Here is a 25,721-nt window from a genome sequence, read left to right on the forward strand (position 1 = left end):
TGAGCTGGTGGCCTACACCGAAGAGCTTGTTGCGCGTTGTTCAGCGGCCGATGCCGCCGTGGCGCTCGGGGTGATTACAGTTCTCTCCGCGGCTCAGCATTATCCGGTTCTTGGCCACTTCATGAGTGCGCGCAGTCTGAACGCTGAAATGTTGATGCGCGAGATCAGCGGTGGCCTGACCCGCGAACTCACTGATGGGATGGCTGCGGGTGTCTTCCACTCGGATGATGTCGGCCTTGCCACGGATATGGTTCTTGGCATGGTTCGCGTTGCGATGCTCCGGCTTGCGTCCCGTCAAACAGAGCCGCTGTCGCCCGACGAATACATTAGCGGTGCGATCGCTGCGATATTGCGTTGCCTCGGCGTTGCAAGAAGCCGTGCACTCGAACTCACCTCAACTGCGCCAGTTACTCCGGTCTTCGCCGAGAACAGCATTGTTGCGCGCGCCCAAGCTCGGCGGGACGCTCACGAAAAGGGAGGACACCTGACATGAGCCGGAAATGGCACATAGCCTTAATGTCAGCACTGCTGGCCTCGTCAGCGCCATCCTTTGCGGCGGGCCCGCTTCCCATTGAGGAGATCGTCGTACGCTATCAGCTTGCTGTCTCGGCTCTGGAGCTAACCGGAACGGTTGAAGCGGCCGATGTGGTGCCGCTCTCCTTCAAGAGCGCGGGGCGTATTGTCATTATCGACGTCGATGTTGGCGACGAAGTTAGCTTGGGAGAGGTCCTCGCAAGGCTCGACCCGACACAAGCCAACGCCTTGCTGGGTGCCGCGAGCGCACAATCTGCAGCTGCTACAGCTCAGCTTACACAAGCACAGTCGGTGTATGACCGTCTTGTTGGCTTGGTCGAGCGTGGTGCCAGCACGCGCGCGAGTCTTGAAAACGCCGAGCAGGAACTGATGGCAGCGCGGGCCTCGGTTGACGAAGCGACCGCACAGCTTGCGAAGGCGCAGCAGGCTCTGGACGACATGACGCTGCGCGCACCGGTCTCGGGGATCGCGACCCAAAGGAGCGCCGAGCCCGGCCAGGTGGCGTCTGCAGGCCAGACGCTCGTCACGATTGCGCGCGAAGGGGCACGGGAAGCTCAGTTTTACGTACCCCCCGTACCGCAAATCGATCAAATGATTGGCAAACAGATCGAACTCAGCTCGCTTGAAGACGGCAGCGAGGTCTTCTCAGCCGAAATTTCGGAGGTCGCTCCCCTGGTGAACTCCGCTACCGGCACAATCTCTCTGCGCGCGCGCATCGATGATGAAAACAGGGCGCTCAGCCTTGGCACGCCCGTCAAATCTCGTCTCGAAATCGCCACCGATCGTACGGTGATGCTTCCGGCCGCCGCGCTCGTCACCCATCAAGGCAGGCCTGCAGTGTGGGTGATTGATAAGGAAAGCGCTCGGGCAGAGATCCGTAATGTCGAGATCGCTAAGTTTACCTCCGATAGCGTTCATATCAGCAAGGGACTTGAGGAAGGCGAACGGGTTGCCGGTGCTGGCGCGTATCTGCTGTATCCGGGGCGGGAAGCCGTCGCCGTGGGGACGAAGCCATGAGATCGTTTCCTCTCATCTTCTTAGCGATCGCATTATCGACGTTTCCTGTCTCAGCACAGGATCCAGCGTCGTCAGTCCGTCGCCCGGTTTTCTCTGAAGTTGTGGCGCCTTCAGCTGCGAACTTTCGATCTTTCCCCGGCATCGTACGGGCCACCCGTGAAGTGAACCTCGCCTTTCTTGCGGCTGGTTCAATCGAGACACGGCCAGTCTCGCTTGGTGATGCCGTTGAGAAAGATACCATTATCGCTACGCTCGACGAGCGATCATTGCGAGACGATGCGGTTGCAGCACGTGCGTCATTGCGGGCAACCGAAGCTCAGTCGGCGCAGGCAATGCAGGGCTATCAGCGGGTTGCCGAGCTTAACAGGCGCGGCGTCGCTTCTACCAGCAATCTGGAAGCTGCAAGGGCTGCCATGGACACGGCAGCTGCCGCTGCCGACGCAGCCCGATCAACGGTGGAGCGAGCTGAGGATGCGGAGCTCTATGCCACCTTGCGGGCGCCAATGGCTGGCATCGTCACGGCAATCCAAGCGGAACCGGGTGCCACAGTCAGTGCGGGCCAACCAATTGTCACTCTTGCGGCGAGCGAGGGCCGCGAGGCGGTGATCGATGTGCCGTTGACCTATTTGCCTTTGTTCAATCAGAACATGCAGTTCCAGGTCTCCCCCCGCATCGTGGGCGGTAAGAGGATAGCCGGTACCATAAGGCTCGTTGAGCCGGTTGCTGATCGTGCGGCCCGGATGCACAGGGTGCGAATATCTCTGGAAGGAAATGGCCTCCGACTAGGTTCTCTCGTCGATGTCGCAGTCGATCTTGGCGAGGGGCGCATCATCAGCGTTCCGGCAAGTGCGATCGACCGCCGCGAGAGCGCGCCAAGGGTCTGGCGGGTCGGTCCCGACAGGAAGCTAGAACCGGTTCAGGTTGAAATGGGGCCAGAGATTGAAGGCCGTATCATCGTCACGTCTGGCCTGAAGGAAGGTGACGAAATCCTTACGCGCGGTATTGAAGCCGCGACAGCGGGCCAGATCGTAGGCGAAAGGATCAGCCGATGAGCTTCAATCTTTCGGACTGGTCGCTCAAACACCGCTCCTTCGTCTGGTTCCTGATGATCGTGTCTCTGGTCGCCGGGGCGCTGGCCTATGTCAATCTTGGCCGAGAGGAAGATCCATCCTTCTCCATCAAGACGATGGTGATCACCGCGCAGATGCCGGGCGCGACCACGGATGAAATGCTGGAGCAGGTGACGAAGCGGATCGAAAACAAGCTCGAGGAACTCGACGAGCTCGACTTTACCCGCTCCGAGACGTCGCCGGGCATCGCAGTGGTTTACGTCGATCTCAAGCCAACCATCCGTGGCGAGAAGATCCAGAACACCTGGCTTCGTGTCCGCAACATGATGACGGACATCCGCGGCGAATTTCCGGCCGAATTTGCGGGCTTCGGCTTCAACGACAATTTCGGTGACGTGTTCGGTACCATCTACATGCTGACCGGTGATGGCTATTCGAAATCGGAGCTGCGCGACCTTGCCGAAGATCTGCGTGACCGGATCCTGACGCTGGACAATGCCGGCAAGGTCGAGATTGTCGGCACGCGCGACGAGGTCGTGTTCATCGAGTTCGACACGCGGCGACTAGCGGCACTGGGACTCGACGTGAAACTGGTGATGCAGACGCTGGCCGACCAAAACGCGATCAGTCCTGCAGGCGTGATCCAGACACCGACAGAGCAGATTGCCCTTGAGGTCGGAGGCCGCTTCAATACAGCTGTCGAATTGGCAGCCGCTCCGCTGCGCGCAGGCGAAGTGTATTTCACGCTCGCCGATGTCGCCAAGGTGAGCGAAGGCTATGCTGATCCGCCTTCGTCACTGGTCCGGTTGAATGGAAAGGACGCTGTCGGGCTCGCAATCGGGATGGAACAGGGGGCCAATATCCTCGAGTTCGGCGAGGCTCTCGAAACGCTCATGGTGGCAGAAGCCGCCCGTCTTCCCTTCGGCGTCAACGTTAGCAAGGTTGCGGACCAGCCGCAGGTGGTTGAGCACTCTATCGATCAGTTCATGACAGCACTGGTCGAGGCAGTCGTGATCGTACTTGCGGTCAGTTTCATCTCGCTCGGCCTTCGTGCCGGGCTTGTGGTCGCAATGAGCATACCGCTCGTTCTCGCTCTCACCTTCGTAATCCTGGATCTCATGGGTATCACGCTGCAGCGAGTCTCGCTCGGCGCTCTCATCATCGCGCTAGGCCTTCTGGTAGATGATGCAATGATCGCGATCGAGACAATGATCTCGCGGCTGGAGCTGGGCGAAAGGATCGATAAGGCCGCGTCCTACGCCTGGACGTCCATCGCGTTTCCGATGCTCTCAGGTACGCTGGTGACCGTTGCAGGGTTCATCCCGATTGGCCTGAACAATTCGATGGCCGGCGAATACACTCAGTCCTTGTTCTACGTGATTGCGATATCGTTGCTCCTGTCCTGGGTGGTTGCAGTGCTGTTTGCGCCGCTGCTGGGGGCAACCTTCCTGCCAGCCCAGTTCAAGCACCACAATGCACCGCCGGGCCGTCTCCGCCGCTTCTTTCATCGCGCATTGCGCTGGTCGATGTTGCACAAGTGGACGACCATCCTCGCGACGCTGGCCATTTTTGCGGTCTCACTTGTCGGCATGACAAAGATTGAGCAGCAATTCTTCCCGACATCGGATCGTCCGGAATTGTTGATCGATGTATCGCTGCGTCAAAACAGTTCTATTGCGGCTACCAATGAGGCCATCGGGAAGCTCGAGGCATTCCTTGCCCAGCGCGAGGAGGTCTCGTTTTTCACCTCCTATGTCGGTCGCCCGACACCACGGTTCATCCTCACCCACGATGCACCGACGCCATCACCATTCATGGGCCAGATCATTATCCAGACACCGGGGATAGAAGAGCGGGACAAGCTGCGCGCAGCAGTTCGTGATTATGCCAGCCGGCAGCCGGGCGTCGAGATCTTTGCCAAGCTGATCGAGGTCGGCCCGCCGGTTGGCAAGCCTGTGCAATACCGCGTCAGCGGCCCTGATATGGCTGCAAACATTACCGCGGCGCGCAAGGTTGCGGCTCTTCTGGGAACCGACCCGCGCCTCGACAACATTACGATCGATACCAGCGAGCCGGTACGCATCGCTCGTATCGTCATCGATCAGGAGCAACTGCGTATGACCGGGATGACCCAGTCTGATGTTGCCCAGGCGTTGGCTACGGTTTCCTACGGCGTATCGATCACATCATTGCGCAATGGTGACAAGCTGATCGACGTCATCGCTCGCGGCAATGAAGAGGATCGTCACTCTATTGAGGCCGTTGAATCGCTGCAGCTCATGAGCCCAAGCGGAATCCCAGTGCCGCTCGCGTCAATTGCCGGGATCGAATGGGACATCCAGCAGCCAATGATCGCTCAGCGCGACCGAGTGCCCACGGTTACCGTCAAGGCGGCCGTCTATTCAAAGGACCAGCCGACGACGGTCAATTCCGACCTGGCGCCTCAGATAGGTGAAATTGCCGCGAATCTGGCGCCGGGCCACAGGATCGTCACCGCGGGCATCAATGAAGAGACGGAAAAGAGTCAGGGTCCGATCGCTGCGGTCGTACCGCTGATGATCCTGACCATGCTGGTCCTGGTCATGGTTCAGATGCAGAGCTTCCGGCTCATGTTCATCGTCATGGCGGTCGCCCCGCTGGGCATTATCGGTGTCGTTGCATCCATGTTGGCCCTGAATGCGCCGCTCGGATTTGTCGCGTTGCTCGGCGTCCTGGCACTCGTTGGAATTCTGATCAGAAATTCAGTCATCTTGATCCATGAAGTGCAGGTGCTGATTGAGAAGGGGCGCTCCCGATGGGCCGCAGTGTTCGAAGCCTCTGACAGCCGCGCTCGCCCTATTTTGCTTACCGCAGCTGCTGCGTCGCTGGCACTCATTCCGATTTCGCGCCAGATCTTCTGGGGACCGATGGCGATCGCCATGATGGGCGGTATTATTGCGGGAACGCTGATCACGCTCCTTTTCGCGCCGGCACTTTATTGCGCTGTCTATGGCGTGAAGGCGGACGAAGATGAGACGATGGCGTAAATCTGATGGTGCGAACCTCAGCGTTCAAAGTCTGAAGATCGGGCCCCTGCATTGTGGCCACCGTTAGCGCATCATGATGCAGACGCACGCCGCGGAAGACCAAGATGGGGCCGATCTCAGGGAGGGCTGCGCCAGACGAAGGTGACGGAAGTACTTCCGTCACCCGTCAAGATACGTCAGTTGATCAGAATGTACTCTTTCCGCGAAGCCGCGAGAGCGTTCGGGTTAGCCTCATTCAGGATACGCATGAACTTTGCGAACGAGGCGAATGACTGGCGGGCACTGCTGACAGGGTACTTGCCCTTGAGTGCAAGGTCGCATGCGCGACGTGCAGTGCTGAAAGTCGGTCCACGCCGATGGCTCGGCCACTTGTCCAGGAACGTTAGCGCATCTTCGAGGGATACAATTTCCTCGATCGTCATATCCTCGGTCTTCACGAAAACCGGGACGTCAAACACACGAGTGTGCATCGTCTACTCCTCCAGCATATGTTCCAGAAGCAGCGGCAGCTCTAACAGCTTGCTCTGGTTAACAACATATGAACGGAGAAGTGGCCGAAAGATGGCCTGGGCCCAACGCCTCGGAGCAATGGCTCCAGGCGTTGAACAAGTGGGCTCAAGGCGCAGATGATTTCAATGGTATTTCGTCGTCCCCAACTGCCTAAAAATCCCGCGGGGACGTAGCCGCGTCAGGCGACGACGTTCTCGGGCAGGCCCAGCGACGATGTCAGGCGCGCCAGCTTTTCCGGATTGATATTTCCAGCTTCCAGTTCTGCGACCTCGGCAACGGCAAGCCCGGAAGTCGTCGACAGATCCTCGATCGAGTACCCGTATGCGTCACGAAGGGCGGTGATTACATTCACCCCTGAACTGAGAGCGGCGGTGATGGACTCCACGATTGCGGCCATACTCTAATCCTCTCTTCTTGTGGAAATGGTGTGACAAAACCGCCGCCGGAGACGGCAGCGTTCTCGCCGTAGATGGGCGACGGCCACACGAAAATCAAGAAGAAACGTCAGCTGACGGTACGATATGTCTGGCGATTTGCGTTGAGCGTTCGTTTGGAAGCTCATGTTGAATCGCGGAAGAGACCTTCAAAACTGGCTATTTAGGGGGCAATGCCCATGCCCAGAACACGTCGTCACAGCGGGTTTTGCGATCAAGAGCGCGTCTCACCCAGCGCTCGTTGGCTCTCTGCCCTGCCTCATCATTATCCAGTACGGGCGCTACAGTCTCCGGGTCGGTGGGAGGCCACCGAACTGCATTTTCGAGCAGTTTAGCTGCCATTTTGGCGTTTCGCTGCATTCGTTCCTCCAGCCTACTTAGAATCCGCGATCACGTTCCGAACTGGCACCGTCTCAGTATGTTCCTGCACAAATCTTCCAAACGCGTGCGACGAAATGGAACCTCCGTCGGGCTGGCCGGTTCGAGTTGCAACAACCCTTCCTCTGGCGGTGTTTATGCAGCCTTCGCGCCCTTCTCTGAAATCCGGCCTTCCGTTCCCCCTGGGTGCAACCTGGGACGGTACAGGGGTAAATTTCGCTATCTTCTCGGCAAATGCGACCAAGGTGGAGCTCTGCCTTTTTGATCGCGCGGGCAAGCGCGAACTGGAGCGCGTGGAGCTGCCCGAATACACAGACGAGATCTGGCATGGGTACCTCTCGGACGTTCGGCCAGGTCAGCTCTATGGCTACCGGGTATATGGGCCTTATGCCCCGAGCGAGGGGCATCGTTTTAATCCGAACAAGCTGGTGATCGATCCGTATGCCCTTGCGCTTCACGGCGAGATCAAATGGCATGATGCGCTTTTCGGCTACCGGATTGGGGGCGCAAAGGGCGATCTCGTCATGGACAGGCGGGATTCAGCATCCGTGATGCCAAAATGTATAGTGGTCGATCCCGCTGTCACTTGGGGGAACGATCAGCGACCGCGTACGCACTGGATGAATACGATCGTCTACGAGGCGCATGTGAAGGGCATGACAGCCCGGCGCGAAGACGTGCCGCAGCAATTGCGAGGCACTTTCGCGGGCCTTGCCCAGCCACAGGTGATCGACCATCTCGTCAAACTTGGGGTCACAGCCGTTGAGTTGATGCCGGTGCAGGCCTTCTTCGATGACCGGCACCTGATCGAGCGCGGTCTTTCCAACTACTGGGGCTACAACACGATCGGCTTTTTTGCGCCGGCTCCTCGGTACATCTCGCCGGAGGGCAACCTTCACGAATTCAAGCTGATGGTGCGGCGCCTGCACGAGGCAGGCATCGAGGTGATCCTCGATGTCGTCTACAATCATACGGCGGAAGGCAACCATTTGGGGCCGACGCTTTCCTTCCGAGGCATCGACAATGCGAGCTATTACATTCTTGCGGACGATCCGCGCTATTATTTCGACACCACCGGTTGCGGCAACACAGTGAACCTGCGCCATCAGCGCGTGCTGCAGATGGTGATGGACTCCCTGCGATATTGGGTCGAGCAATGTCACGTCGACGGCTTTCGCTTCGATCTTGCAAGCTCGCTGGGACGCGATCGAGATGCATTTGATCAGCACTCGGTGTTTTTGGATGCGGTGAGGCAGGATCCGGTATTGTCGCGGGTGAAGCTTATAGCCGAGCCATGGGATACTGGCCCGAACGGCTATCAATTGGGGAACTTCCCTCCGGGATGGGCCGAATGGAACGACCGCTATCGCGATACGGTACGTGGTTTCTGGAAAGGCGATGAGGCGATGGCTGGTCCCCTTGCCAGTGGGCTACTGGGGTCGGCTGACCTGTTCGAAAAGCGTGGGCGACGACCTTGGTCCAGCGTCAACTTCGTAGCCGCGCATGACGGTTTCACTCTGAATGATGTCGTTTCCTACAACGACAAACACAATGAAGCGAATGGCGAAGACAACAATGACGGCCATTCGCACAATTTGAGTTGGAACTGCGGGGTTGAAGGTCCAAGTGATGACCCTGACATCGTCAAGCTGCGCAAAAAGATGCGCCGCAACCTCATCGCTACCGTACTCCTGTCGCAGGGAACCCCCATGATCCTGATGGGGGACGAGATCGGCCGCACCCAGAACGGCAATAACAATTCATATTGCCAGAACAACGAGATGAACTGGCTGGACTGGTCGGAAGTTGGCGACCGCCCGGAAGGCTTTCATGCGTTCGTCGCGCGAATAGTAGAAGTTCGACGCCGACAACCGCTCCTGGCGCAGGCGCGCTTCCTGCATGGGGACGAAACGGATGGGGGGGCCCAAGACGTGCGTTGGACCCGCCCCGACGGCGAGCGCATGCAGCAGTTCGATTGGGAGAACCCGGATACCCGCGCCATGAGCGTCTATTTCAACGACGATCTGCAAGAGCTTGGAATGTTGTTCAACGCACATCATGAGCCGCTCGAGTTTCATCTCCCTGAGGGGCAGGAATGGCGCATCATTGTGGATACGCAAGATGGCGAGCGAGGCAAAGCGGGAGATACGGCCGTTGGCGCTGTGCTCCTAGGCGACCGATCTCTGATCCTTGTAGAGCGCCGTCATGCCTGAGCCCGATCGCGAGTTTCGCGTATATCCGCGGCATTGGGGCGCTGAATATGTCCGGGCGGGAGAGGTCCGGTTCCGCATCTGGGCTCCAGCATTCCAAGAACTGTCTATCCGCATTGAGGATGAAGAGTCCGAGATGGGGCGCGACAAGGATGGCTGGTTCGAACTGCTTGCTTCGGGCGTTTCACCGGGCACGCCATATAGCTTCATCCTGCCCGATGGACGTGCTCTGCCGGATCCCGCCTCCCGAGCGCAGCTGACGGACGTACATGGACCGTCGCTTGTGGTCGATCCAACGTCTTATCGGTGGCAGAATTCCGGTTGGCGGGGTCGTGATTGGCGCGAGGCGGTCATTTGCGAGCTGCATGTCGGTACCTTTACCGAGGAAGGCACGTTCCTTGCTGCCATAGACAAGCTCCCCCTTCTGGTCGAGGCCGGATACACGGCTGTCGAACTGATGCCGGTTGCACAATTTCCGGGTGCACGTGGCTGGGGCTACGATGGTGTCCTCGCATATGCACCGCACAACGCTTACGGAACGCCCGAGGAACTGAAGCAGCTGGTCGATGCGGCGCACGGTCAAGGACTGATGATCCTGCTTGACGTCGTCTACAACCACTTTGGACCAGAGGGGAACTATCTTCCGACATTTGCTCCGCAGTTTTTCGACGAGGATCGCCACACGCCATGGGGTGCCGCGATTGCTTATGACAGAATTCCTGTGCGCCAGTTCTTCCTCGACAACGCCCGCTTCTGGCTGGACGAGTACAATTTCGACGGACTGCGACTTGATGCGATAGACCAGATCCGTGATCCGTCTGAAAACGAGCTGCTTTTGGAGTTGGCTGAAAAGGTGAGGCGCGAATTTACCTATCGCCCCCGCCATCTGGTTACCGAAGATAACCGAAATCTTGCCTCGCTGCACGCGCGGGAGAACGGTGAGGTGGAACTTTTTACTGCGGAGTGGAACGATGACTTCCACAATGCGGCACATGTTCTCCTGACCGGGGAGACCGAAGGTTATTATGAGGATTATTCTGAAGAGCCAGCGTCGCTGATCGCGCGCTGCCTCGCCGAGGGCTACGCTTATCAGGGCGAGCCGTCAAAGCATCTTGGCGGCAAGCTGCGAGGCGAGGTCAGTACCGATCTTCCCACCACGGCCTTCATCAATTTCCTGCAGAACCATGATCAGATTGGCAACCGGGCCCTCGGCGAGCGGCTGACTGAATTGGCCGCACCGGAACCGCTGAAAGCGTTGACCGCAATTCTTCTTCTTTCCCCTCACATTCCCATGATGTTCATGGGCGAGGAGTGGGGAGAACGTCGCCCGTTCCAGTTCTTCACCGATTTTCACGGCGATCTTGCCAAAGCTGTGCGTGAGGGAAGGCGCAGTGAATTCTCGCACTTCAAGAGCTTCGGCAAAGACCCCAAAGCCATTCCCGATCCGAATGCGGTACGAACGTTCAACGCGTCGCGCATCGATTGGTCTCAACGAGAAAGCGACGAGGGAAAGGCGTGCCTCGGAAATGTAAGCGCCCTGCTCGCGCTACGGAGGGAGCATATCGTTCCTCACCTCGATGACAGCGCTTCCTCGCCCGGCGTCGTCCTGCCTGCCGATCCAGGCCTGATCGCCATCAACTGGCAGCTTGGCGATGTGCGTCTCGCGCTACGCGCCAATTTGATGGATGAGGCGTGTGCCTGCCCCCTCCCCGACGGACAGATCATCTATCGCAGCTTCGACGTCCAGGAGAGCGACAGTGATGTTTTGCAGCCTTGGGATGTGCTGGTGGCCATCGAGACATGAGATCCATGCTACATCCCGCCCGGTCCGCCTCATGTTTTCTGCCGGAGTGGCTGGAGAGAGGCCGCGCGTGGGGCGTTAGCCTCCAGCTCTACGAGATACGCTCCGATCGTGACTGGGGCATTGGCGACTACGCGGATCTCGCGAAACTCGTGACAATTGCTGGCGAAGCAGGCGCAAGCTTTGTCGGCCTCAACCCGCTCCATGCCCTGTTCCTCGGAGAGCCAAACCGGCGAAGTCCCTTCTCCCCATCGAACCGGCGCTTCCTAAACCCGCTCTACATAGCGGTCGACAAGGTCGATGGCTTTGAAAATGGGATGGTGGATGAGGCGGTCTTATCCACGCTTCGGTCTGCTCGGCTGGTTGACTATCCCGGTGTCGCCGAAGTGAAGCTTGCGGGGCTTAGGCAGATCTGGCGGGAACAGCCGGCGAAGATTGTGGATGCTGATCAACAGCTTCGTCTTCATGCCCTGTTCGAAGCGCTGTCACTGCAAATGGTCGCTCAGGGTTTCGGCGCGGGATGGTTGGCGTGGCCAGAAGAATTTCACGATCCGGCATCCGCTGCAGTGGCTCAATTTGCGACTGAGAACGCAGATGAAATCAATTTCCAGATATGGCTGCAACAGATCTGTCGCGAGCAACTTGCGCGTGCGGCTTCTGTGGCGGCGGATGCGGGGATGCGAATTGGGCTTTATCTGGATTTCGCGGTAGGCGAAGCACCAGATGGTTCGGCGACGTGGGGTGACAAGAATCTTGCTGTACGGGGAGTTTCGGTTGGTGCTCCTCCAGATGTCTTTACTGCTGAAGGGCAGGATTGGGGCCTGGCGCCACTGTCTCCCGAGGCGCTGGAAGCCGACGACTTTGCCTCCTATCGCGGATTGATGGAAGCGGCGTCGCGTAATGCAGGTGCGCTTCGGATCGATCATGCAATGTCGCTACGTCAATTGTTCTGGATACCCAAGGGGGCCGCTCCGGCAGAGGGCATCTATGTGCAATATCCGCTTGAAGGCACCATCGCCGCCCTTGCGGAAATTTCACAGCGGCAGAAGCTCGTGGTGATCGGAGAAGACCTGGGTCATGTGCCTGAAGGCTTTCGCGACACGATGGCAGAAGCGGCGATCCTCTCCTATCGGATCCTCTATTTCGAAAAGAGCGGCTCGAATTTTATTGCCCCGAAAGACTGGCTCCTTTTGGCGCTCGCCTGCCTTTCAACTCATGATCTTCCCACCCTCAAGGGCTGGTGGGCTGGCGACGACATCAAGCTGCGTGCCGAACATGAATTGATTGAGGCGGCATCAGCGTCCGCCCAGCGTCATGTGCGAGTTCGCGAGCGACGGAATTTGCTTATTGCGTTCGCCCGGGCCGGTCTGATCTCCAAGCGCGTAATGCGCCGCCTGTTAGTTGCGCGACGCCTGGATGACGCGGATTATGCAGCGCTTGCGTTGGCTGCGCATCGCTACATCGCGCGCACGCCGTCGCGGCTGACAGCAATGCGTTTGGCGGATGCGGTGGGAGAGTTTCATCCGACCAATCTACCTGGCACCGCGGACGAATATCCCAACTGGCAAAGAAAGCTTGAGCTGACATTGGAAGAGGTCGCTGAAAGCGCTCTGTTTGCGCGGCTCACAGCGGCACTTCGAAAGGAGCGCCCGACATGAGCGCATCTGCGCCAGTAGCTACTTACCGTCTGCAGTTCCGCAACGGCATGACCTTCGATCGTGCTGCAGCGCTGGTTCCTTATTTGAAGAAGCTCGGCATCAGCCATCTCTATGCATCGCCAGTCTTTGCAGCGACCAGGGGATCGACACACGGCTATGATGTCATTGACCATAATGTCTTCGATCCTGATCTTGGAGGGGACGAGGGCTTCGAGCGCCTGCACGCGGCACTTGATGCTGCCGGGCTGAAGCTCATCCTCGACATCGTACCGAACCACATGGCCGCATCGCTGGAAAATCCATGGTGGCGCAGTGTGATCGAGTTCGGCAGCGACAGCGAATTTGCTGACCACTTCGACATCGACTGGAGCCGACGTCTCACCCTTCCGGTTTTAGGAAAGCCCTTTGATGAGGCGCTGGAGGCTGGCGAAATCCGCCTCGCGCTCGACCGCGCCCATGGCTGTCTCGCGTTGGGCTACTTCGACAATCTCTTCCCGCTCAATCCGAACAGCTACGGCTTTGTCGCGGGGTCATTTCCGCAGGCTTCGTCCTTCGCGGGCAAGGATGGCTGGCAGGCGCCGTTTGACGGCCGCATCGATGACGAACTGGAGAGACTCTCGCAGGACCGTTCGTTTCTCGCTGCGCTTCATAAGCGCCAGTCATGGGAACTCACATACTGGAAGGATGCGCGTAAGGATCTTAGCTACCGCCGCTTCTTCGAGGTAACCGGTCTGGTTGGCCTGCGGGTTGAGGATGAGGCCGTGTTCAACGACGTCCATAGGCTGATCCTCAACCTCGTCCGCTCTGGCAGAGTGGATGGCCTTCGCGTCGATCACGTCGATGGCCTTGCGCGCCCCGGGGAATATCTTGCGCGGCTCCGCGCGCAGATGGAGGCAGGACAGATCTTGCTCGTCGAGAAGATACTCGGCCCGGGGGAAAAGCTACCCGCCGATTGGGGGAACGTCGGAACCACGGGGTATGAGTTCATCGAAACCCTGTCAGGCCTCTTGGGCGAGACGGCTGGGCGGGAGGCTTTTCGAAGCGCTTATGAGGCTTTTTGCAGCAAGTCGCTGAATTTACCTGAAGAGATCAGGGCGGCGAAGGAGTTGATCCTTCGCCGCAATTTTGAAGGCGAGCTAATGCGGCTGGCGGCAATTGCATCGGAACATGCGGCCAAGAGACAATTGCCGTTGCAGCGAGAGGCGCTGGCTGCAGCTTTGGCTGAGATCATAATCGGGTTCGAGGTCTATCGTACCTATGGCGAAGATGAGGGGCTTTCATGCCCGGATCTGGCTGTGCTCGGTAATGCCGTCGGCTCTGCTCTGGCACGAGAAGAAGCAGAGCCCCAGGCGATCAAGTTCGTAACGTCCCTGATTCACGGAGAGCATGAGGACAGGGTATTCCGCGCGCGCTTCCAGCAGCTTACCGGGCCGGTGATGGCCAAGGCGATCGAAGACACTCTCTTCTATCGGGTCAATCCTTTCATCGCATTGAACGAGGTGGGCGCTGACCCTCTGGGGAGCGAAGGCGGCGTTGACGCATTCCATGCCGCGATGATGGAAGAACGTCCGCTTGGACTGCTGGCGACAGGCACCCACGACACCAAACGCGGGGAGGACGCGCGGGCGAGGCTGTATGCGTTGGCCGAGGCTCCGGATATTTTTTCTGAAGCAGTCAGCAGGTGGAGCCGAATGAACTCGAGCCTGCGCGGAGATCTTGGAGGGCATAGCCTACCCGAGCCCGACGTCGAATGGCTGATCTACCAAGCGCTCGTTGGTGTTTGGCCGTCAGATGAGGATCTCTCCGGTTCGGTGCTTTCGACGTTGTCTGAGCGCTTTTTTCCCTATCTTGAGAAGGCTCTGCGCGAGGCGAAGCTGCGCACCGATTGGCTTGAGGAAAATCCGGAGTATGAGGCGGCGGTGAAGTCATTCGCCACGCGGCTGTTGTCCATGGACAACCAAGCCTTCATCGAGGATTTCGCCGCAACCATACGGACTTTCATTGCGGCGGGGCACATAAATTCGCTGTCTCAGACGATGGCAAAGTTGACCGCGCCCGGAATCCCGGACATTTATCAAGGGTCAGAAGTTCTGGATCTCAGCCTCGTTGATCCAGATAATCGCCGGCCCATCGACTTCGCCACGCTTGAAGCGTGGCTTGATGAAACAACTGATCTGCCGGACTTTAATGGCAGCGATACAGACGGCCGGATCAAGCAACAGATGATCGCACGGGTTTTGAATGCCCGGGCGCAGCATCCGGAGCTATTCCTTGCAGGCGATTACGTACCCCTAAGCATCAGTGGACCGCTCGCATCCTACCATGCGGCATATCTGCGGGTGCTGGGCGGGCAGGTCGCACTGATCGTGCTGACGCGTCTCCCCCTCACCCGCGCTGTTCTTTCCGGGGTCTCAGACACCGTCATCGACCTAGGTGAAGGGTCGGGTGTTTTTCGACATGTCCTGACCGGCAAGTCCTTCCATGCCGAACGCAAGGTGCCGCTACAGGCGGTTCTAGGCAATCTTCCGGTCGCGATGGCGGTGCGGATTGAGCGCGACGACTAAAGCGCGTCAGGCCAAACGGAGTCATGCGCCAAGCCTCAGGTTCTTATTCGTACGCATGTTTTGAACCCGAAAGAGTCCTCTAGGCTTCCTGCTCAGCGTCTTCTTCATTCATATGGATCGCCATATCCGTCAGCATGTCGCTTACGTGGCAATCCGCCAGCTGGTAAAACACCTGCTTCGACCGGCGCTCGCCTTTCATCAGGCGGGCGGCGCGCAGCAGCCGCAAATGGTGGCTGACCAGAGTTTGCGAAAGATCGAGGCTTGCAGCGATATCATTGACGGGTTTTGGGCCGTCAAGGCAGTAAAACAGGATACGCAGGCGCGTCGGGTCTCCCAGTAGGCGGAAAGTCTCCGCGAGAACGCTTACTTCCTGGACGCTAGGCACTCTCGTTTCGCTCACGGCTTGGCCCTTACTTGCAAGTCTTGCGGGCCATGCTCTTCCGAGCAATTGTGGGCGTGGTCTGACGTTTCCACCGTTGCCAGGCTGCATTTCGCGGTATCTTCCCAGTCGACCGCGATTGTCGCGTGGGAAATCCCGAAGCGCTGGTGAAGGGCAGCTTCAACTGCGGCAACAACATTTCGCGCGTCTTTTGCGTCAACAGGGGTCACATGCAATGTGGCCAATGCTTTGCCGGACGTCAGCGACCAGACGTGCACGTGGCTCACGTCAGATACGCCATCAACATTGAGCAGATGCGATTTGATGTCATCTGCCGAAGCCCCTTCGGGCGCTCCCTCTAGCAGGATGTGCAGGGACGCTTTCAATAGTTTCCAGGCACTTCGGAGTATGAGCATGGAGACAAGGACCGACAAGATCGGGTCGATCGGAGTCCAGCCTGTATAAGCAATGATTATGGCAGCCCCAACCGCGCCCACCGACCCGAGAAGGTCGCCAACTGCGTGCAGCAGCGCGCCCCTGATGTTCACATGCTCGGCATCGCCTCGCGTCAAGATCCAGATCACCACCAAATTGACGATGAGCCCGGCCACTGCGACACCAAGCATAGGTCCCGCAAGGATTTCGTAGGGAGACTGAAAGCGCTGCCACGCTTCGTAGAGAATCCAGAGAACAATCGCGAAAAGCGTCAGCGAGTTTACGAATCCGGCCACCACCTCAAGCCGTGCGTAGCCGAAAGTCCGCTGCTGATCAGCACTGCGACGGCCAAAGCGAAATGCGGCATATGCGAGCGCGAGAGCTAACGCATCGGAGAGCATATGGCCTGCGTCGGCGAGCAGTGCGAGGGAGCCGGAGATGAGACCGCCGACCAATTCCACGACCATGAAGACTGAAATCAACACCAGCGAGATGAGGACCTTGCGCTCATTGGTGCTGGTGACTTCAGGTGCGTGGGAATGATCGTGATGCGAATGATCTGCGGGTGAGTGCGTCATGGAAGCTCTCTTCGTCTCACATATGAATAGGTGTTCATATGTGAGACGTCAAGCGGTAGATATCACGCTTATGCGGGGGCTCGCGTCGTAACGTGTTCCCCGCCATTAGGAAGCGCGCGTAGAGTTGCCGCGCCGACGCGTTGATCGAGGTGTGTCCTTAACTCGTCGCTATCTCCAGTGCCGCGTCGATCCTCTGTCCCTCATCGTCGGACCATGCCATTTGCAGCTGACCTGCGCCCGGCACCTTGAACTTGAACTCGATGAACGGGTTTCTAGACACAGCGGTGTCGAGATCGCCTGCGAAGATTGTTTGGCCATCGAAGCTGCATTCGAAGCGGTTGATGATGTTGCGCGGGATGATTTCGCCAGCCGGAGACTTACGAAATCCCGTCTCCATGGCATGCGATACCATGGCTCGGACGGTGACCACATCTCCCACCTGAGGTTCCCGATTGCTGATCCAAACGCGTGGTTTGCTGGTCATGATGGTCTCCTCAAAGGCCGCAGCCGCCGACAGTCAGCTTGACCGGCGCTTTGGCCGTTACGACGCTTCCGTCGCTCATCCTGGCGAGCGCCATGACTTCCTGCCCTTCCGCGAAGCGCAGGTTGGTGGTGAAGTCGGGCTCGGTCATGCTCGAAAATGTGAAGCGACAAGCTGCGGGCCGCGGGTTCTTTTCCAGTACGAGCAAGACTTCTTCGCAGAAAATCCCAAGCTCCTTTGGTGGCACAACCTGAACACGTACTTTCACGGCGCTGGGATTGTCGGCTTCTTCCGGTGCGGTCAGGATCAGCCAATCAGCCACCGCAGGTTCCGCGTCCATCAAGTCTGACATCAGAGCCTGAAGCGTTTCACGCGACATAGCGGGTGTACAGACAAACGCCGCCGAGAGCACCACGAACGCGCGCAGCGCTTGTCGCCTTGTCATCAACTCCATCTGCTATCTCCGTTTCAGACGAGGAAGTCCTTGAAGGTGCGATTGATCCAGCGGAAGTCTTCTTCGTATTGATCTTCCGTTCGGACATCGATGTCTATTTGCGTCTGGTGGACGACCCCTTCCCCTGTAAGCTCATATTCGAAAAGGACCGAAATCGCCTCCTTGGGCTCCCCGTTGACCATCATGTAGCAAAGGTTGTCGGGCAGGAGTGGCGTGACTTCCTTCTCGGCAATTCGCTGGCCAATATAGGTAGCGACGATCCTGCCCATGAAATTCGCGACATGTGCACTCTTCGGGTAATGACCGAATTGCGGGGAGATCGCGCCCATGCAGTCACCGATGACATAGACGCTGTCGTCGCTCTTTGCGTGGAGCATCAGAGGATCAATATCGGCCCATCCGCCGGGGCCCACCTCGGGCTTGTGTGCAATCAGAGCGGCATACCAGACCATGTCACATGCCTGGTGCGGAGGCATGAGAATGGCGTCGTCGAAGTCAAAATCACCAGCGGCGGTGCTGATCCGCTTGTTGAACGGATCAAGCTCCTTCACCCCCGCATTCGGAACGTGCTCGATGATGTCCGGATAAAGTTCTTCGAATGCCATTGTGAACCCGCCATTGATCGGCATCACGCGGGGCTTGGGGTCTAGAATGAGGATCTTTGCCGGGATCTTCTTTGTCTTGAAATGGTGCGCAATGATGCAGGCGCGTTCATAAGGCGATGGTGGGCAGCGGTGGGGCGGAGGCGGCAGCGTCATCACCAGTGTGCCGCCCTCAAAATTCTGCACCTTCTGCTTCAAAGAAAGATGCTCCGCGCTGGGGATGTATGCGGAGGGGAAGTTCTTCCTGGTGAACGAGATCGCCTCCTCGTCATCCCCGAACCACGCATCGTATGCGTTGCGGATGCCCCCGGCTATGATCAGATAGTCATAGTCGAGCGTGCCGTGGCTGGTGCGAACGCGCTTGGCATCGCGCTCGATTGCGGTGACTTCAGTTTGAATGATCTCGTAGCCATATTTTTTTGCCGGTTTGTAGAGATCGTGCATGATGAAGTCGGTCGGAACGATATCAACCAGCCACTTGTTGCTCATCGGGCAGGACCAGAAGACCGGGTTCCTCTCCAGGACGATAATCTCGGCATCCGGCGCGCTCTCACGCAGATATCTTGCCGCAGTGAGGCCCCCCCATCCGCCGCCGGCAATGACGATCCGTGGTTTGCTGCCACGCTGGCGCAATACTGTGTTGGCCGTTATTGCTGATGGCGCAGCAAGTGCCGGAGTGGTCAGAGCCGCTATGGTTCCCGCAGCGGCTGACGCCGCGATAAAATTACGCCGATTTATCACTGTTCTTCCCCCGATGGTCTGATCTTGTTGATGGGCATGCATGACGATGCTCTTCGAGCAGCAGAAGAGCTGTCAAAGACGCGGAAAGGATTTTGCGTAGCTGGGATTTCAACCACACACGCCGCCGCAGGGGCACCTCATCCGGTGCCGCGGTACAGTGGTTGTTTATTGCGCCCCGACACGCGGGAGCGGCAAACATTTGCATGGATCGATCTGAACGGAGAAAAATCTCGTTGTCAATCGATGGATGCTCTGGGTCCAAGTAAAGAAAAAGGGCGGCGCAAGTCGCGCCGCCCTGATTTGGTGTAGATGCGCGCAGATTTACTCTGCTACGGAGGCTCCTGCCTCGCTCATGCCCTCTGCAGGCTTGGAAGCGCTGCCAGCGCGAACCTTCGCTTCGATGCGTGCGCCAACGTCAGCGTCGATGTTCTTCCAGTACTGGAAAGCGCGGCTCAGGACCGGTTCGCGGACGCCGCCCAGCAAAGCGCCGGCGACGGTCTCGACCAATGCGTCGCGCTGTGCGTCATCGAACACCTCGCGAACAAGGATGCCCGGCTGGCTGAAGTCGTCGTCATCAGCGCGGAGGGTGTATGCGCTGCGGACCATATCGCCGTCAGCTTCCCAGCCATCATCCATCTTGCCGGTCTCGTCGGCCCACGGACGCCCATAGCTGTTGGTCGCGTAGACCGGCGCGTTGCCGCTGTGGTGGTACGCCATGTGTCCATCGAACATGTAGGTGTTCACAGGAACCTTCGGCTGGTTGACCGGCAGCTGGTGGAAATTGGTGCCGATGCGGTTGCGCTGCGCGTCATTGTACGCAAATGCGCGGCCGAGCAGCATCTTGTCCGGCGACAGACCAATACCCGGAACGGTGTTGCCCGGCGAAAACGCTGCCTGCTCGATCTGAGCGAAGAAGTTCTCCGGGTTGCGGTTCAGGGTCATCGTGCCGACCTTGATCAGCGGATAGTCGGCGTGCGGCCAGGTCTTGGTCAGGTCGAAAGGGTTGATGCGATAGGTCTTCGCTTCTTCATAAGGCATGACCTGAACCGACATCGTCCAGCTCGGGTGATCGCCACGCTCGATCGCGTCAAAGAGGTCACGGCGGTGGAAGTCAGCATCTGCACCGGCCATCTGTGCAGCTTCGTCATTGCTGAAGAAGGCCATGCCCTGATGGGTGTGGAAGTGATACTTCACAAAGAAGCGCTCACCCTGGGCGTTGATCCACATATAGGTGTGCGAGCCGTAACCGTTCATCTCGCGCCAGGTGCGCGGCAGGCCACGCTGGCCCATCAGGTAGGTGACCTGGTGAGCGCTTTCCGGATTGTTGGTCCAGAAATCCCACTGCATGTTGTTGTCGCGCAGACCCGAATCCGGGAGGCGCTTCTGGCTGCGGATGAAGTGCGGGAACTTCATCGGGTCGCGGACGAAGAAGACAGGAGTGTTGTTGCCGACGAGGTCGTAGTTGCCTTCGCTGGTGTAGAACTTCAGCGAGAAACCGCGCACGTCACGCCAAGTGTCCGGGCTGCCCTGTTCGCCGGCAACGGTCGAGAAGCGAGCAAGCATCTCGGTCTGAGCGCCCTTCTGGAAGAGCGCTGCCTTGGTATAGCGTGACACGTCTTCGGTGGTCTCGAAGACGCCGAAAGCACCCGAGCCCTTGGCGTGCGGCTGGCGCTCCGGAACCTTCTCGCGGTTGAAGTGTGCCATTTGCTCCAGGAAGTGAACGTCGTGCAGGACGATCGGGCCGTCTGCACCGATGGTCAGCGAGTTACGATCACTTGGAGCTGGTGCGCCCGTGCTCATGGTGGATTGCGATGCGTCAATCTTCGATGACATCAATTTTCCTTTCGCGGCTGCTAGCGGCATCATAGGTAGATGCCATAAAGTGAAATTCCAATGACGCTGCGCAATAAGTCGCAGCTCTTTAGAATGAATCTAATGTAGCTACTTCCTAGCGCATGCCGCCGAATTTGAAAACCCCTGAGTAGCAGTCCTTCGGGTTTCGATTTCTGTGCAGCAATTTATCATCCCGCCCGCCCTATCGACCAAAACCTGTTTGACGGGTTGCATCCCCGGCAGGAATGGAAGAGCAATCCACTATGGCTTTTCGTTTCGTACATACGGCAGACATCCATCTGGATTCTCCGCTCCGCTCTCTTGCAATGCGCAACAGGGACCTCGCCGAACTGGTTGGTGACGCGACCAGACAGGCGCTGGTGGCAATTGTTGATTTGTGCATCGAAGAAAGGGTCGACGCGCTCATCATCGCTGGCGATCTTTATGACGGTGATCAGACATCGATGAAAACCGCGCGTTTTCTGGCGTCTCAGATGCAGCGGCTGGATGAGGCGGGCGTGTCGACATTCGTGATCCGTGGAAATCATGATGCTCTGTCGCGGATTACGCAGGAACTGGTTTTCCCGCCTTCCGTAAAGGTCTTCACCGGCCGCGCGGAGGCGGCGCCTCTTTCGGCGGGGGGCCTCGAAGTCCACGTGCATGGGCTGAGCTTTGCAAAGCCGCACGCGCCGGAAAGCTTGCTTGAAAAATACCGCCGGCCTCAGCCGGACACCGTGAATATCGGCATCATGCACACAAGCGTTGGGGGCGCGGAAAGACATGACCCCTATGCGCCTTGCAAGCCGTCGGATTTACATGAATGGGGCTTCGACTACTGGGCCTTGGGGCATGTTCATGTCCGGGCGCGCCACGAGGGTGAACGCGTTGTGATGATGCCGGGGATGCCGCAGGGACGCGACATCAATGAGAGCGGTGAAAAGACTGTCTCACTAGTCACGGTTCACGATGACCGCCGGATCACAGTCGAAGAACGTTTGACCAGCATCGCCCAGTTTGAGCGTGTACGCGTTGACCTTTTAGGAGCGGAAAGCTGGCGTGATGCGGCGGACGCTATCGAACAGGCGCTGGGAGAGGCTCGAGACGAGACACGCTCCGAGCATCTCGTCGGGCGCCTGCTCATCACTGGCGCAACACCATTGTCCTGGACGCTACGGCGCGACCGGGATCTGTTGCTTGCAGAGGCCGAGCAGCGCGCGGAACGGCTGGGCCGCACGTGGATCGAAAAGCTCGAGATTGAGACGACTTCGCCTCGACTGAATGCTGCCGCTGCGGACAACGCCGATCCACTTCTCGAGCTTGGAGAGCTCATGCGCGAAGCAAGGCTTGGCCAGCATGCCGTGCGCGATGCGGTAGCCGATCTCGTAAAGGAAATCCGTGACGATCTTCCAGCGGAAGCACGCGGCTTCAGTGGCAGTGATGAGGATGAATTTGAGGCTTTGATTGATCGGCTGATCGCCGAGGGTAGCGATGATATCCTGGCGCGGCTTCGTCTCGACGCTTCGGAGACAGCTTGATGCGTCTCAGAAGACTAGACCTTACACGGTACGGCAAGTTTACCGATTATTCGATCGACTTTGGAGAGGCCACGCCGGGCGAGCCAGACCTCCACATCGTCTACGGGCTTAACGAGGCAGGGAAGTCGACGTCGCTTTCTGCATATCTTGATCTTCTTTTCGGGATCGAGGAACGGACCCGCTACGGCTTTCTGCACCAGTCAAAGTCGATGGAAATCGGTGGATGTCTCGAGTTCGGTGGCGCCGTGCATGAATTCAAACGGGTCAAGCAGCGGAACAATTCGCTGCTGGATTCGCATGGGCAGCCCGTCAATGAAGCTGTCCTCAGCGTTCCCCTCGCCGGTCTAAGCCGCGATGCTTACCGGATGATGTTTTCGCTGGATGATCACACCCTTGAGGAAGGTGGGAATGCCATTCTGGAAAGCCGGGGCGATCTGGGAGAATTGCTGTTTTCAGCGAGCGCTGGCCTTGCCGGGACCGCGTCCATTCTTGACGGGGCGATAGGTGAAGCGCAGGAGATTTTCCGCAAGCGTGCGCGTTCTACCAAGATCGCGACGCTTAAGCAGCAGATCATCGAACTGAAGGCACAACGCGACGAGATTGATACGCAGACGTCTGCCTACACCAACCTGAAAAGCGAGCTGCAGAGATCTAGCGCCGCCTATGACCAGGCGATGACCGAGACTGCCGCCGCGCGTGCTCGTCGGGATGAAGTCGCACGGATACTTCGAGCCTATCCACTGATGAGCGAACGTCAGACACTGCTGGCGGCTTTTCGTCCTTATCAAGAATTGCCCCGTCCACCATTGGAGTGGAACCGCTCACTATCAGCATTGATTGATGCAGAGGCTCGCTTGCAGACCCGCAAAGCAGGTCTTGAAGCGCGTGTCGAACAGCTGCGCGGTGAACTGGAAGAGCTGTCTGACGACGCTGAGATATTGGCTTATGAGAACCGTATCGAGCGACTTTCGGAAGCGGCGGCGCGTTATCTGACCGCTGAAGAGGACCTGCCCAAGCGAAAAGACGCGCTCGCAAAGCAATTGCAGCAGCTGAACATAAATCTGGTGCGGTTGGGTAAAGAAAGTAATCCTGACGCCAAAGCGCTGGTGGTGCCCGCCGCAACGATCGGTGTGCTGCGTGAGTTGCTAACGGAGCAGACCGGCGTTCAGACGGTTCTTCAGTCAGCGATGAAGGAATTCCAAAACAGCGAGCGTGCCTTGGAGGACCTCAAGGTAGAGCAGGAAGCGCGGCACAAAGATGCCGCGCTCGATCCGGTGACACTCGCCGGCCTTCAATCGACCTTGGAGCGAATTCGGCAAAGCGAGCTCATCGCTGAACTGAAGCATGCAGAGCAGGTGCTCAAGGAAGCAACGGCGAATTATGAAAGCTTGGCCCTCGGACGACCTGGCGCAAAGGTCGAGGATCCTCGCGAAATCGCGGTTCTTGACGAAGCGCAGATCGACCTCTGGCGAGGAACGGCCCAAAGTCTGGAAAGTCGGCTGACGCGCCTGAGCGAACAGATTGAGAAGGCCGGAGAACAAGTTTTCGACGCGGAAGCGCGCGTCAAGGCACTTCGCTCCACGGGTGGCGTTATAAGCGATCAAGAGGCGCAGGCCGCGCAAGAGCAGCGTGATCAAGCCTGGCGAAAGCACCTTTCGCGCCTGGATGTGGAGACGGCGTCTTCATTCGAAGTTTTGATGCGAGACTGTGATCGGATCGCCGAGCAGCGTATTCGCTCCGGCAAGGATCTGGAGGAACTTCGTCGTCTTGAGGCTGATATCGTTGTCTGCTCTGACGCATTAAAGCGCCTTCAGGGCGAACTCAGAGACACCGAACTGAGGCTCGCGGCGCTGAGAGAAGAGATCCGCGCGCGAACATCGGATTGGCTGGAGCTTGATCCCGAAATGCCGACAGCGAGCTGGCTGATGGCGGTTGAACGGTGGGCACAGGCACACGCACGCGCAGTTGATGCCTTCGAGCGAATGCAGCTTGCCCAGCGAAGGTTGGACCAAGTGCAACGCGACATTGCCGACGAGCACGCGGCGCTGTGCGATATCCTCGGCAAACGAGATCTGGCAGTCGAAGGTGAAGCGTTTGCAGTGGTCATTCGCGCAGGCGAAAATCTTCTTGCCGCACATACGGCGTCGCAGCTGGAAAAGGCCAACGCTGAGAAGCAGATCACGCAGGCAAGCCGAGCAGTAGCAAGACGCCAGGATGATCTCGAGGCCGCGCGTGCAAATCTCGCCGATTGGGAACGCCGTTGGGACGAAGCCATAGAGCAAAGCTGGTTGAGAGACCGAAAGGACAGCCCGACTGCGGTTCGCGAATTGCTCGACATCGTTTCGGAACTGCCCGCTCAAATTCAGGCCCTTAGCGAGACGCGTCATCGTGTCGAAGCGATGGAAGCAGACCGGAAGGCGTTCGCCGATACAATCGCCGAGTTGGCGCATGCCCTCGAAACGTCAGCGGGGAAAAGCCCGCTCGACACCGCCGCCGTGCTGCAGAGGCGATTGGAGCAGGCACGTCATACTCGAACGCGGCGCAAGGATAAGCAGCGGGAGTTTGGTGACGCTCAGGCGGAAATCGATGTATTGCACCAGGACCTTGCACTGCACGACAGCCGGAAGCTTGAAATGACGTCCTTCTTTGGCGTCGAGACGTTGACCGAACTTCAACAGGCACTCGACGCGGTCGCGCAACGCAACCGGATCGAAGAGGATCTTGAGCGCGTCAACCGCCAGATTCTGACTGAAACTCAGGCAGAAAATCTGGATAGCGGGCTTGAGCTGTTGGGGAGTGAAGATCGCAGCGCGCTTCAACAGGAACTGGCGGAGCTTGAAGCTCGCCTTGAGGATCTGGAACTGCGTGCGAAGAACCTCTTTGCAGAACGGGCACGCGCTGCCGACCGGCTGGAAGCGGTTGGCGGCGATGACGCAGTTTTGCGTATTGAAGCTCAGCGCGGGACGCTGCTTCTGGAAATGGAGGAGCAGGCTCTGCGCTATCTGCGGCTGCGTAGCGGTAGTCTGATCGCTGAACATGCGATCCGGGCCTATCGTGACAAACATCGCAGCGCGATGATGCAACGCGCGTCCGACGCATTCAGGCTGATGACCAGGGGCGACTATACCGGTCTGACGACCATGCCGGAAAAGGACCGGGAGGTGCTGATTGGCTTGCCGGCGAACGGTGGATCAAAGCTCGCGGCGGACATGTCCAAGGGAACGCGCTTTCAGCTATATCTTGCGCTTCGCCTTGCAGGGTACGAGGAATTCGCATCGGCGCGGCCATCGGTTCCCTTTGTTGCCGATGACATCATGGAGACGTTCGACGAGCCGCGTTCGGAAGAAGTCATGCGCCTTTTTGGCGAGATGAGCCGGGTGGGCCAGGTGATTTATCTGACCCACCACCGTCACTTATGCGATCTCGCCGCCAAGGCTGTGCCGAGCGTCAAGATACACGAGATAGCGTCCTGAGCTTTAAG

Annotated in this window: 18 protein-coding genes; 10 read left to right on the plus strand and 8 right to left on the minus strand. The window is 58.3% G+C overall.

Going from position 1 to position 25,721, the window contains the following annotated elements:
• Positions 1-7: 7 nt before the first annotated feature.
• The 4 genes from IOD40_RS13000 to IOD40_RS13015 are packed head-to-tail and all read left to right on the plus strand — an operon-like array spanning position 8 to position 5,647.
• Entirely contained in the window at positions 8-493 is a 486-nt protein-coding gene (locus IOD40_RS13000) for a hypothetical protein (RefSeq protein WP_198476974.1), read from the plus strand.
• Positions 494-516: 23 nt separating this feature from the next.
• Complete coding sequence (locus IOD40_RS13005) at positions 517-1,551, plus strand: efflux RND transporter periplasmic adaptor subunit (protein ID WP_210336903.1); 1,035 nt, start codon at positions 517-519, stop codon at positions 1,549-1,551.
• On the plus strand, positions 1,548-2,603 hold the full coding sequence (locus IOD40_RS13010) for an efflux RND transporter periplasmic adaptor subunit (protein ID WP_198476976.1): 1,056 nt from the start codon (positions 1,548-1,550) through the stop codon (positions 2,601-2,603). The genes IOD40_RS13005 and IOD40_RS13010 overlap by 4 nt, the downstream gene beginning before the upstream one ends.
• Positions 2,600-5,647: an efflux RND transporter permease subunit gene (locus IOD40_RS13015; protein ID WP_198476978.1), complete on the plus strand. Its 3,048-nt coding sequence runs from the start codon at positions 2,600-2,602 to the stop codon at positions 5,645-5,647. The genes IOD40_RS13010 and IOD40_RS13015 overlap by 4 nt, the downstream gene beginning before the upstream one ends.
• Before the next feature lie 176 nt (positions 5,648-5,823).
• Here the strand turns inward: IOD40_RS13015 and IOD40_RS13020 are convergent, their stop codons facing one another.
• Complete coding sequence (locus tag IOD40_RS13020) at positions 5,824-6,117, minus strand: DUF982 domain-containing protein (protein ID WP_198476980.1); 294 nt, start codon at positions 6,115-6,117, stop codon at positions 5,824-5,826.
• Between the two features lie 218 nt (positions 6,118-6,335).
• Positions 6,336-6,554, minus strand: a complete 219-nt coding sequence (locus IOD40_RS13025; protein ID WP_198476982.1) for a helix-turn-helix domain-containing protein — start codon at positions 6,552-6,554, stop codon at positions 6,336-6,338.
• Positions 6,555-7,106: 552 nt separating this feature from the next.
• Here IOD40_RS13025 and glgX point away from each other — a divergent pair.
• Genes glgX through treY form a run of 4 tightly spaced genes read left to right on the plus strand, consistent with a single transcriptional unit; the run spans position 7,107 to position 15,202 of the window.
• A complete protein-coding gene (gene glgX, locus IOD40_RS13030) occupies positions 7,107-9,182 on the plus strand; it encodes a glycogen debranching protein GlgX (protein ID WP_198476984.1) in 2,076 nt (691 codons plus the stop codon).
• Entirely contained in the window at positions 9,175-10,983 is a 1,809-nt protein-coding gene (treZ, locus tag IOD40_RS13035; protein ID WP_198476985.1) for a malto-oligosyltrehalose trehalohydrolase, read from the plus strand. Before glgX ends, treZ begins: the two co-directional genes overlap by 8 nt.
• 5 nt (positions 10,984-10,988) lie before the next feature.
• The gene (gene malQ, locus IOD40_RS13040; protein ID WP_198476987.1) at positions 10,989-12,638 is read left to right on the plus strand and encodes a 4-alpha-glucanotransferase; all 1,650 of its coding nucleotides are present in this window, start codon (positions 10,989-10,991) and stop codon (positions 12,636-12,638) included.
• On the plus strand, positions 12,635-15,202 hold the full coding sequence (gene treY / locus IOD40_RS13045) for a malto-oligosyltrehalose synthase (protein ID WP_198476989.1): 2,568 nt from the start codon (positions 12,635-12,637) through the stop codon (positions 15,200-15,202). Before malQ ends, treY begins: the two co-directional genes overlap by 4 nt.
• A gap of 79 nt (positions 15,203-15,281) precedes the next feature.
• Here treY and IOD40_RS13050 read toward each other — a convergent pair whose 3' ends face one another.
• The 6 genes from IOD40_RS13050 to IOD40_RS13075 all read right to left on the minus strand — a co-directional run bounded on the left by IOD40_RS13050 (position 15,282) and on the right by IOD40_RS13075 (position 20,705).
• Entirely contained in the window at positions 15,282-15,602 is a 321-nt protein-coding gene (locus IOD40_RS13050) for an ArsR/SmtB family transcription factor (RefSeq protein WP_325099734.1), read from the minus strand.
• Positions 15,599-16,594 (minus strand): cation diffusion facilitator family transporter, encoded by a 996-nt coding sequence (locus IOD40_RS13055; RefSeq protein WP_198476993.1) that lies wholly within the window; start codon positions 16,592-16,594, stop codon positions 15,599-15,601. The genes IOD40_RS13050 and IOD40_RS13055 overlap by 4 nt, the downstream gene beginning before the upstream one ends.
• A gap of 157 nt (positions 16,595-16,751) precedes the next feature.
• Entirely contained in the window at positions 16,752-17,078 is a 327-nt protein-coding gene (soxZ, locus tag IOD40_RS13060) for a thiosulfate oxidation carrier complex protein SoxZ (protein WP_198476995.1), read from the minus strand.
• 10 nt (positions 17,079-17,088) lie between these two features.
• Positions 17,089-17,529, minus strand: coding sequence for a thiosulfate oxidation carrier protein SoxY (locus tag IOD40_RS13065; RefSeq protein WP_210336904.1), 441 nt, complete (start codon positions 17,527-17,529; stop codon positions 17,089-17,091).
• A 14-nt stretch (positions 17,530-17,543) separates the two neighbouring features.
• Entirely contained in the window at positions 17,544-18,872 is a 1,329-nt protein-coding gene (locus IOD40_RS13070; protein WP_198476997.1) for an NAD(P)/FAD-dependent oxidoreductase, read from the minus strand.
• A gap of 321 nt (positions 18,873-19,193) precedes the next feature.
• The gene (locus tag IOD40_RS13075; RefSeq protein WP_198476998.1) at positions 19,194-20,705 is read right to left on the minus strand and encodes a catalase; all 1,512 of its coding nucleotides are present in this window, start codon (positions 20,703-20,705) and stop codon (positions 19,194-19,196) included.
• Positions 20,706-20,968: 263 nt separating this feature from the next.
• On the opposite strand from IOD40_RS13075, the gene IOD40_RS13080 reads away from it, so the two are divergent.
• Complete coding sequence (locus tag IOD40_RS13080; RefSeq protein ID WP_198476999.1) at positions 20,969-22,240, plus strand: metallophosphoesterase family protein; 1,272 nt, start codon at positions 20,969-20,971, stop codon at positions 22,238-22,240.
• On the plus strand, positions 22,240-25,713 hold the full coding sequence (locus tag IOD40_RS13085) for an ATP-binding protein (protein ID WP_198477000.1): 3,474 nt from the start codon (positions 22,240-22,242) through the stop codon (positions 25,711-25,713). The genes IOD40_RS13080 and IOD40_RS13085 overlap by 1 nt, the downstream gene beginning before the upstream one ends.
• Positions 25,714-25,721 lie beyond the last annotated feature (8 nt).

Source organism: Aquamicrobium zhengzhouense (assembly GCF_016124105.1).
In the GTDB taxonomy this organism is placed as follows: Bacteria; Pseudomonadota; Alphaproteobacteria; order Rhizobiales; family Rhizobiaceae; genus Aerobium; species Aerobium zhengzhouense.

What these genes read in the sequence shown, in the direction of transcription:
- IOD40_RS13005 (WP_210336903.1), top strand. Translation starts at nt 517, where the DNA reads ATGTCAGCACTGCTGGCCTCGTCAGCGCCATCCTTTGCGGCGGGCCCG.
- IOD40_RS13010 (WP_198476976.1), top strand. Translation starts at nt 1,548, where the DNA reads ATGAGATCGTTTCCTCTCATCTTCTTAGCGATCGCATTATCGACGTTT.
- IOD40_RS13015 (WP_198476978.1), top strand. Translation starts at nt 2,600, where the DNA reads ATGAGCTTCAATCTTTCGGACTGGTCGCTCAAACACCGCTCCTTCGTC.
- IOD40_RS13020 (WP_198476980.1), bottom strand. Translation starts at nt 6,117, where the DNA reads ATGCACACTCGTGTGTTTGACGTCCCGGTTTTCGTGAAGACCGAGGAT.
- IOD40_RS13025 (WP_198476982.1), bottom strand. Translation starts at nt 6,554, where the DNA reads ATGGCCGCAATCGTGGAGTCCATCACCGCCGCTCTCAGTTCAGGGGTG.
- glgX (WP_198476984.1), top strand. Translation starts at nt 7,107, where the DNA reads ATGCAGCCTTCGCGCCCTTCTCTGAAATCCGGCCTTCCGTTCCCCCTG.
- treZ (WP_198476985.1), top strand. Translation starts at nt 9,175, where the DNA reads ATGCCTGAGCCCGATCGCGAGTTTCGCGTATATCCGCGGCATTGGGGC.
- malQ (WP_198476987.1), top strand. Translation starts at nt 10,989, where the DNA reads ATGCTACATCCCGCCCGGTCCGCCTCATGTTTTCTGCCGGAGTGGCTG.
- treY (WP_198476989.1), top strand. Translation starts at nt 12,635, where the DNA reads ATGAGCGCATCTGCGCCAGTAGCTACTTACCGTCTGCAGTTCCGCAAC.
- IOD40_RS13055 (WP_198476993.1), bottom strand. Translation starts at nt 16,594, where the DNA reads ATGACGCACTCACCCGCAGATCATTCGCATCACGATCATTCCCACGCA.
- soxZ (WP_198476995.1), bottom strand. Translation starts at nt 17,078, where the DNA reads ATGACCAGCAAACCACGCGTTTGGATCAGCAATCGGGAACCTCAGGTG.
- IOD40_RS13065 (WP_210336904.1), bottom strand. Translation starts at nt 17,529, where the DNA reads ATGGAGTTGATGACAAGGCGACAAGCGCTGCGCGCGTTCGTGGTGCTC.
- IOD40_RS13075 (WP_198476998.1), bottom strand. Translation starts at nt 20,705, where the DNA reads ATGTCATCGAAGATTGACGCATCGCAATCCACCATGAGCACGGGCGCA.
- IOD40_RS13080 (WP_198476999.1), top strand. Translation starts at nt 20,969, where the DNA reads ATGGCTTTTCGTTTCGTACATACGGCAGACATCCATCTGGATTCTCCG.
- IOD40_RS13085 (WP_198477000.1), top strand. Translation starts at nt 22,240, where the DNA reads ATGCGTCTCAGAAGACTAGACCTTACACGGTACGGCAAGTTTACCGAT.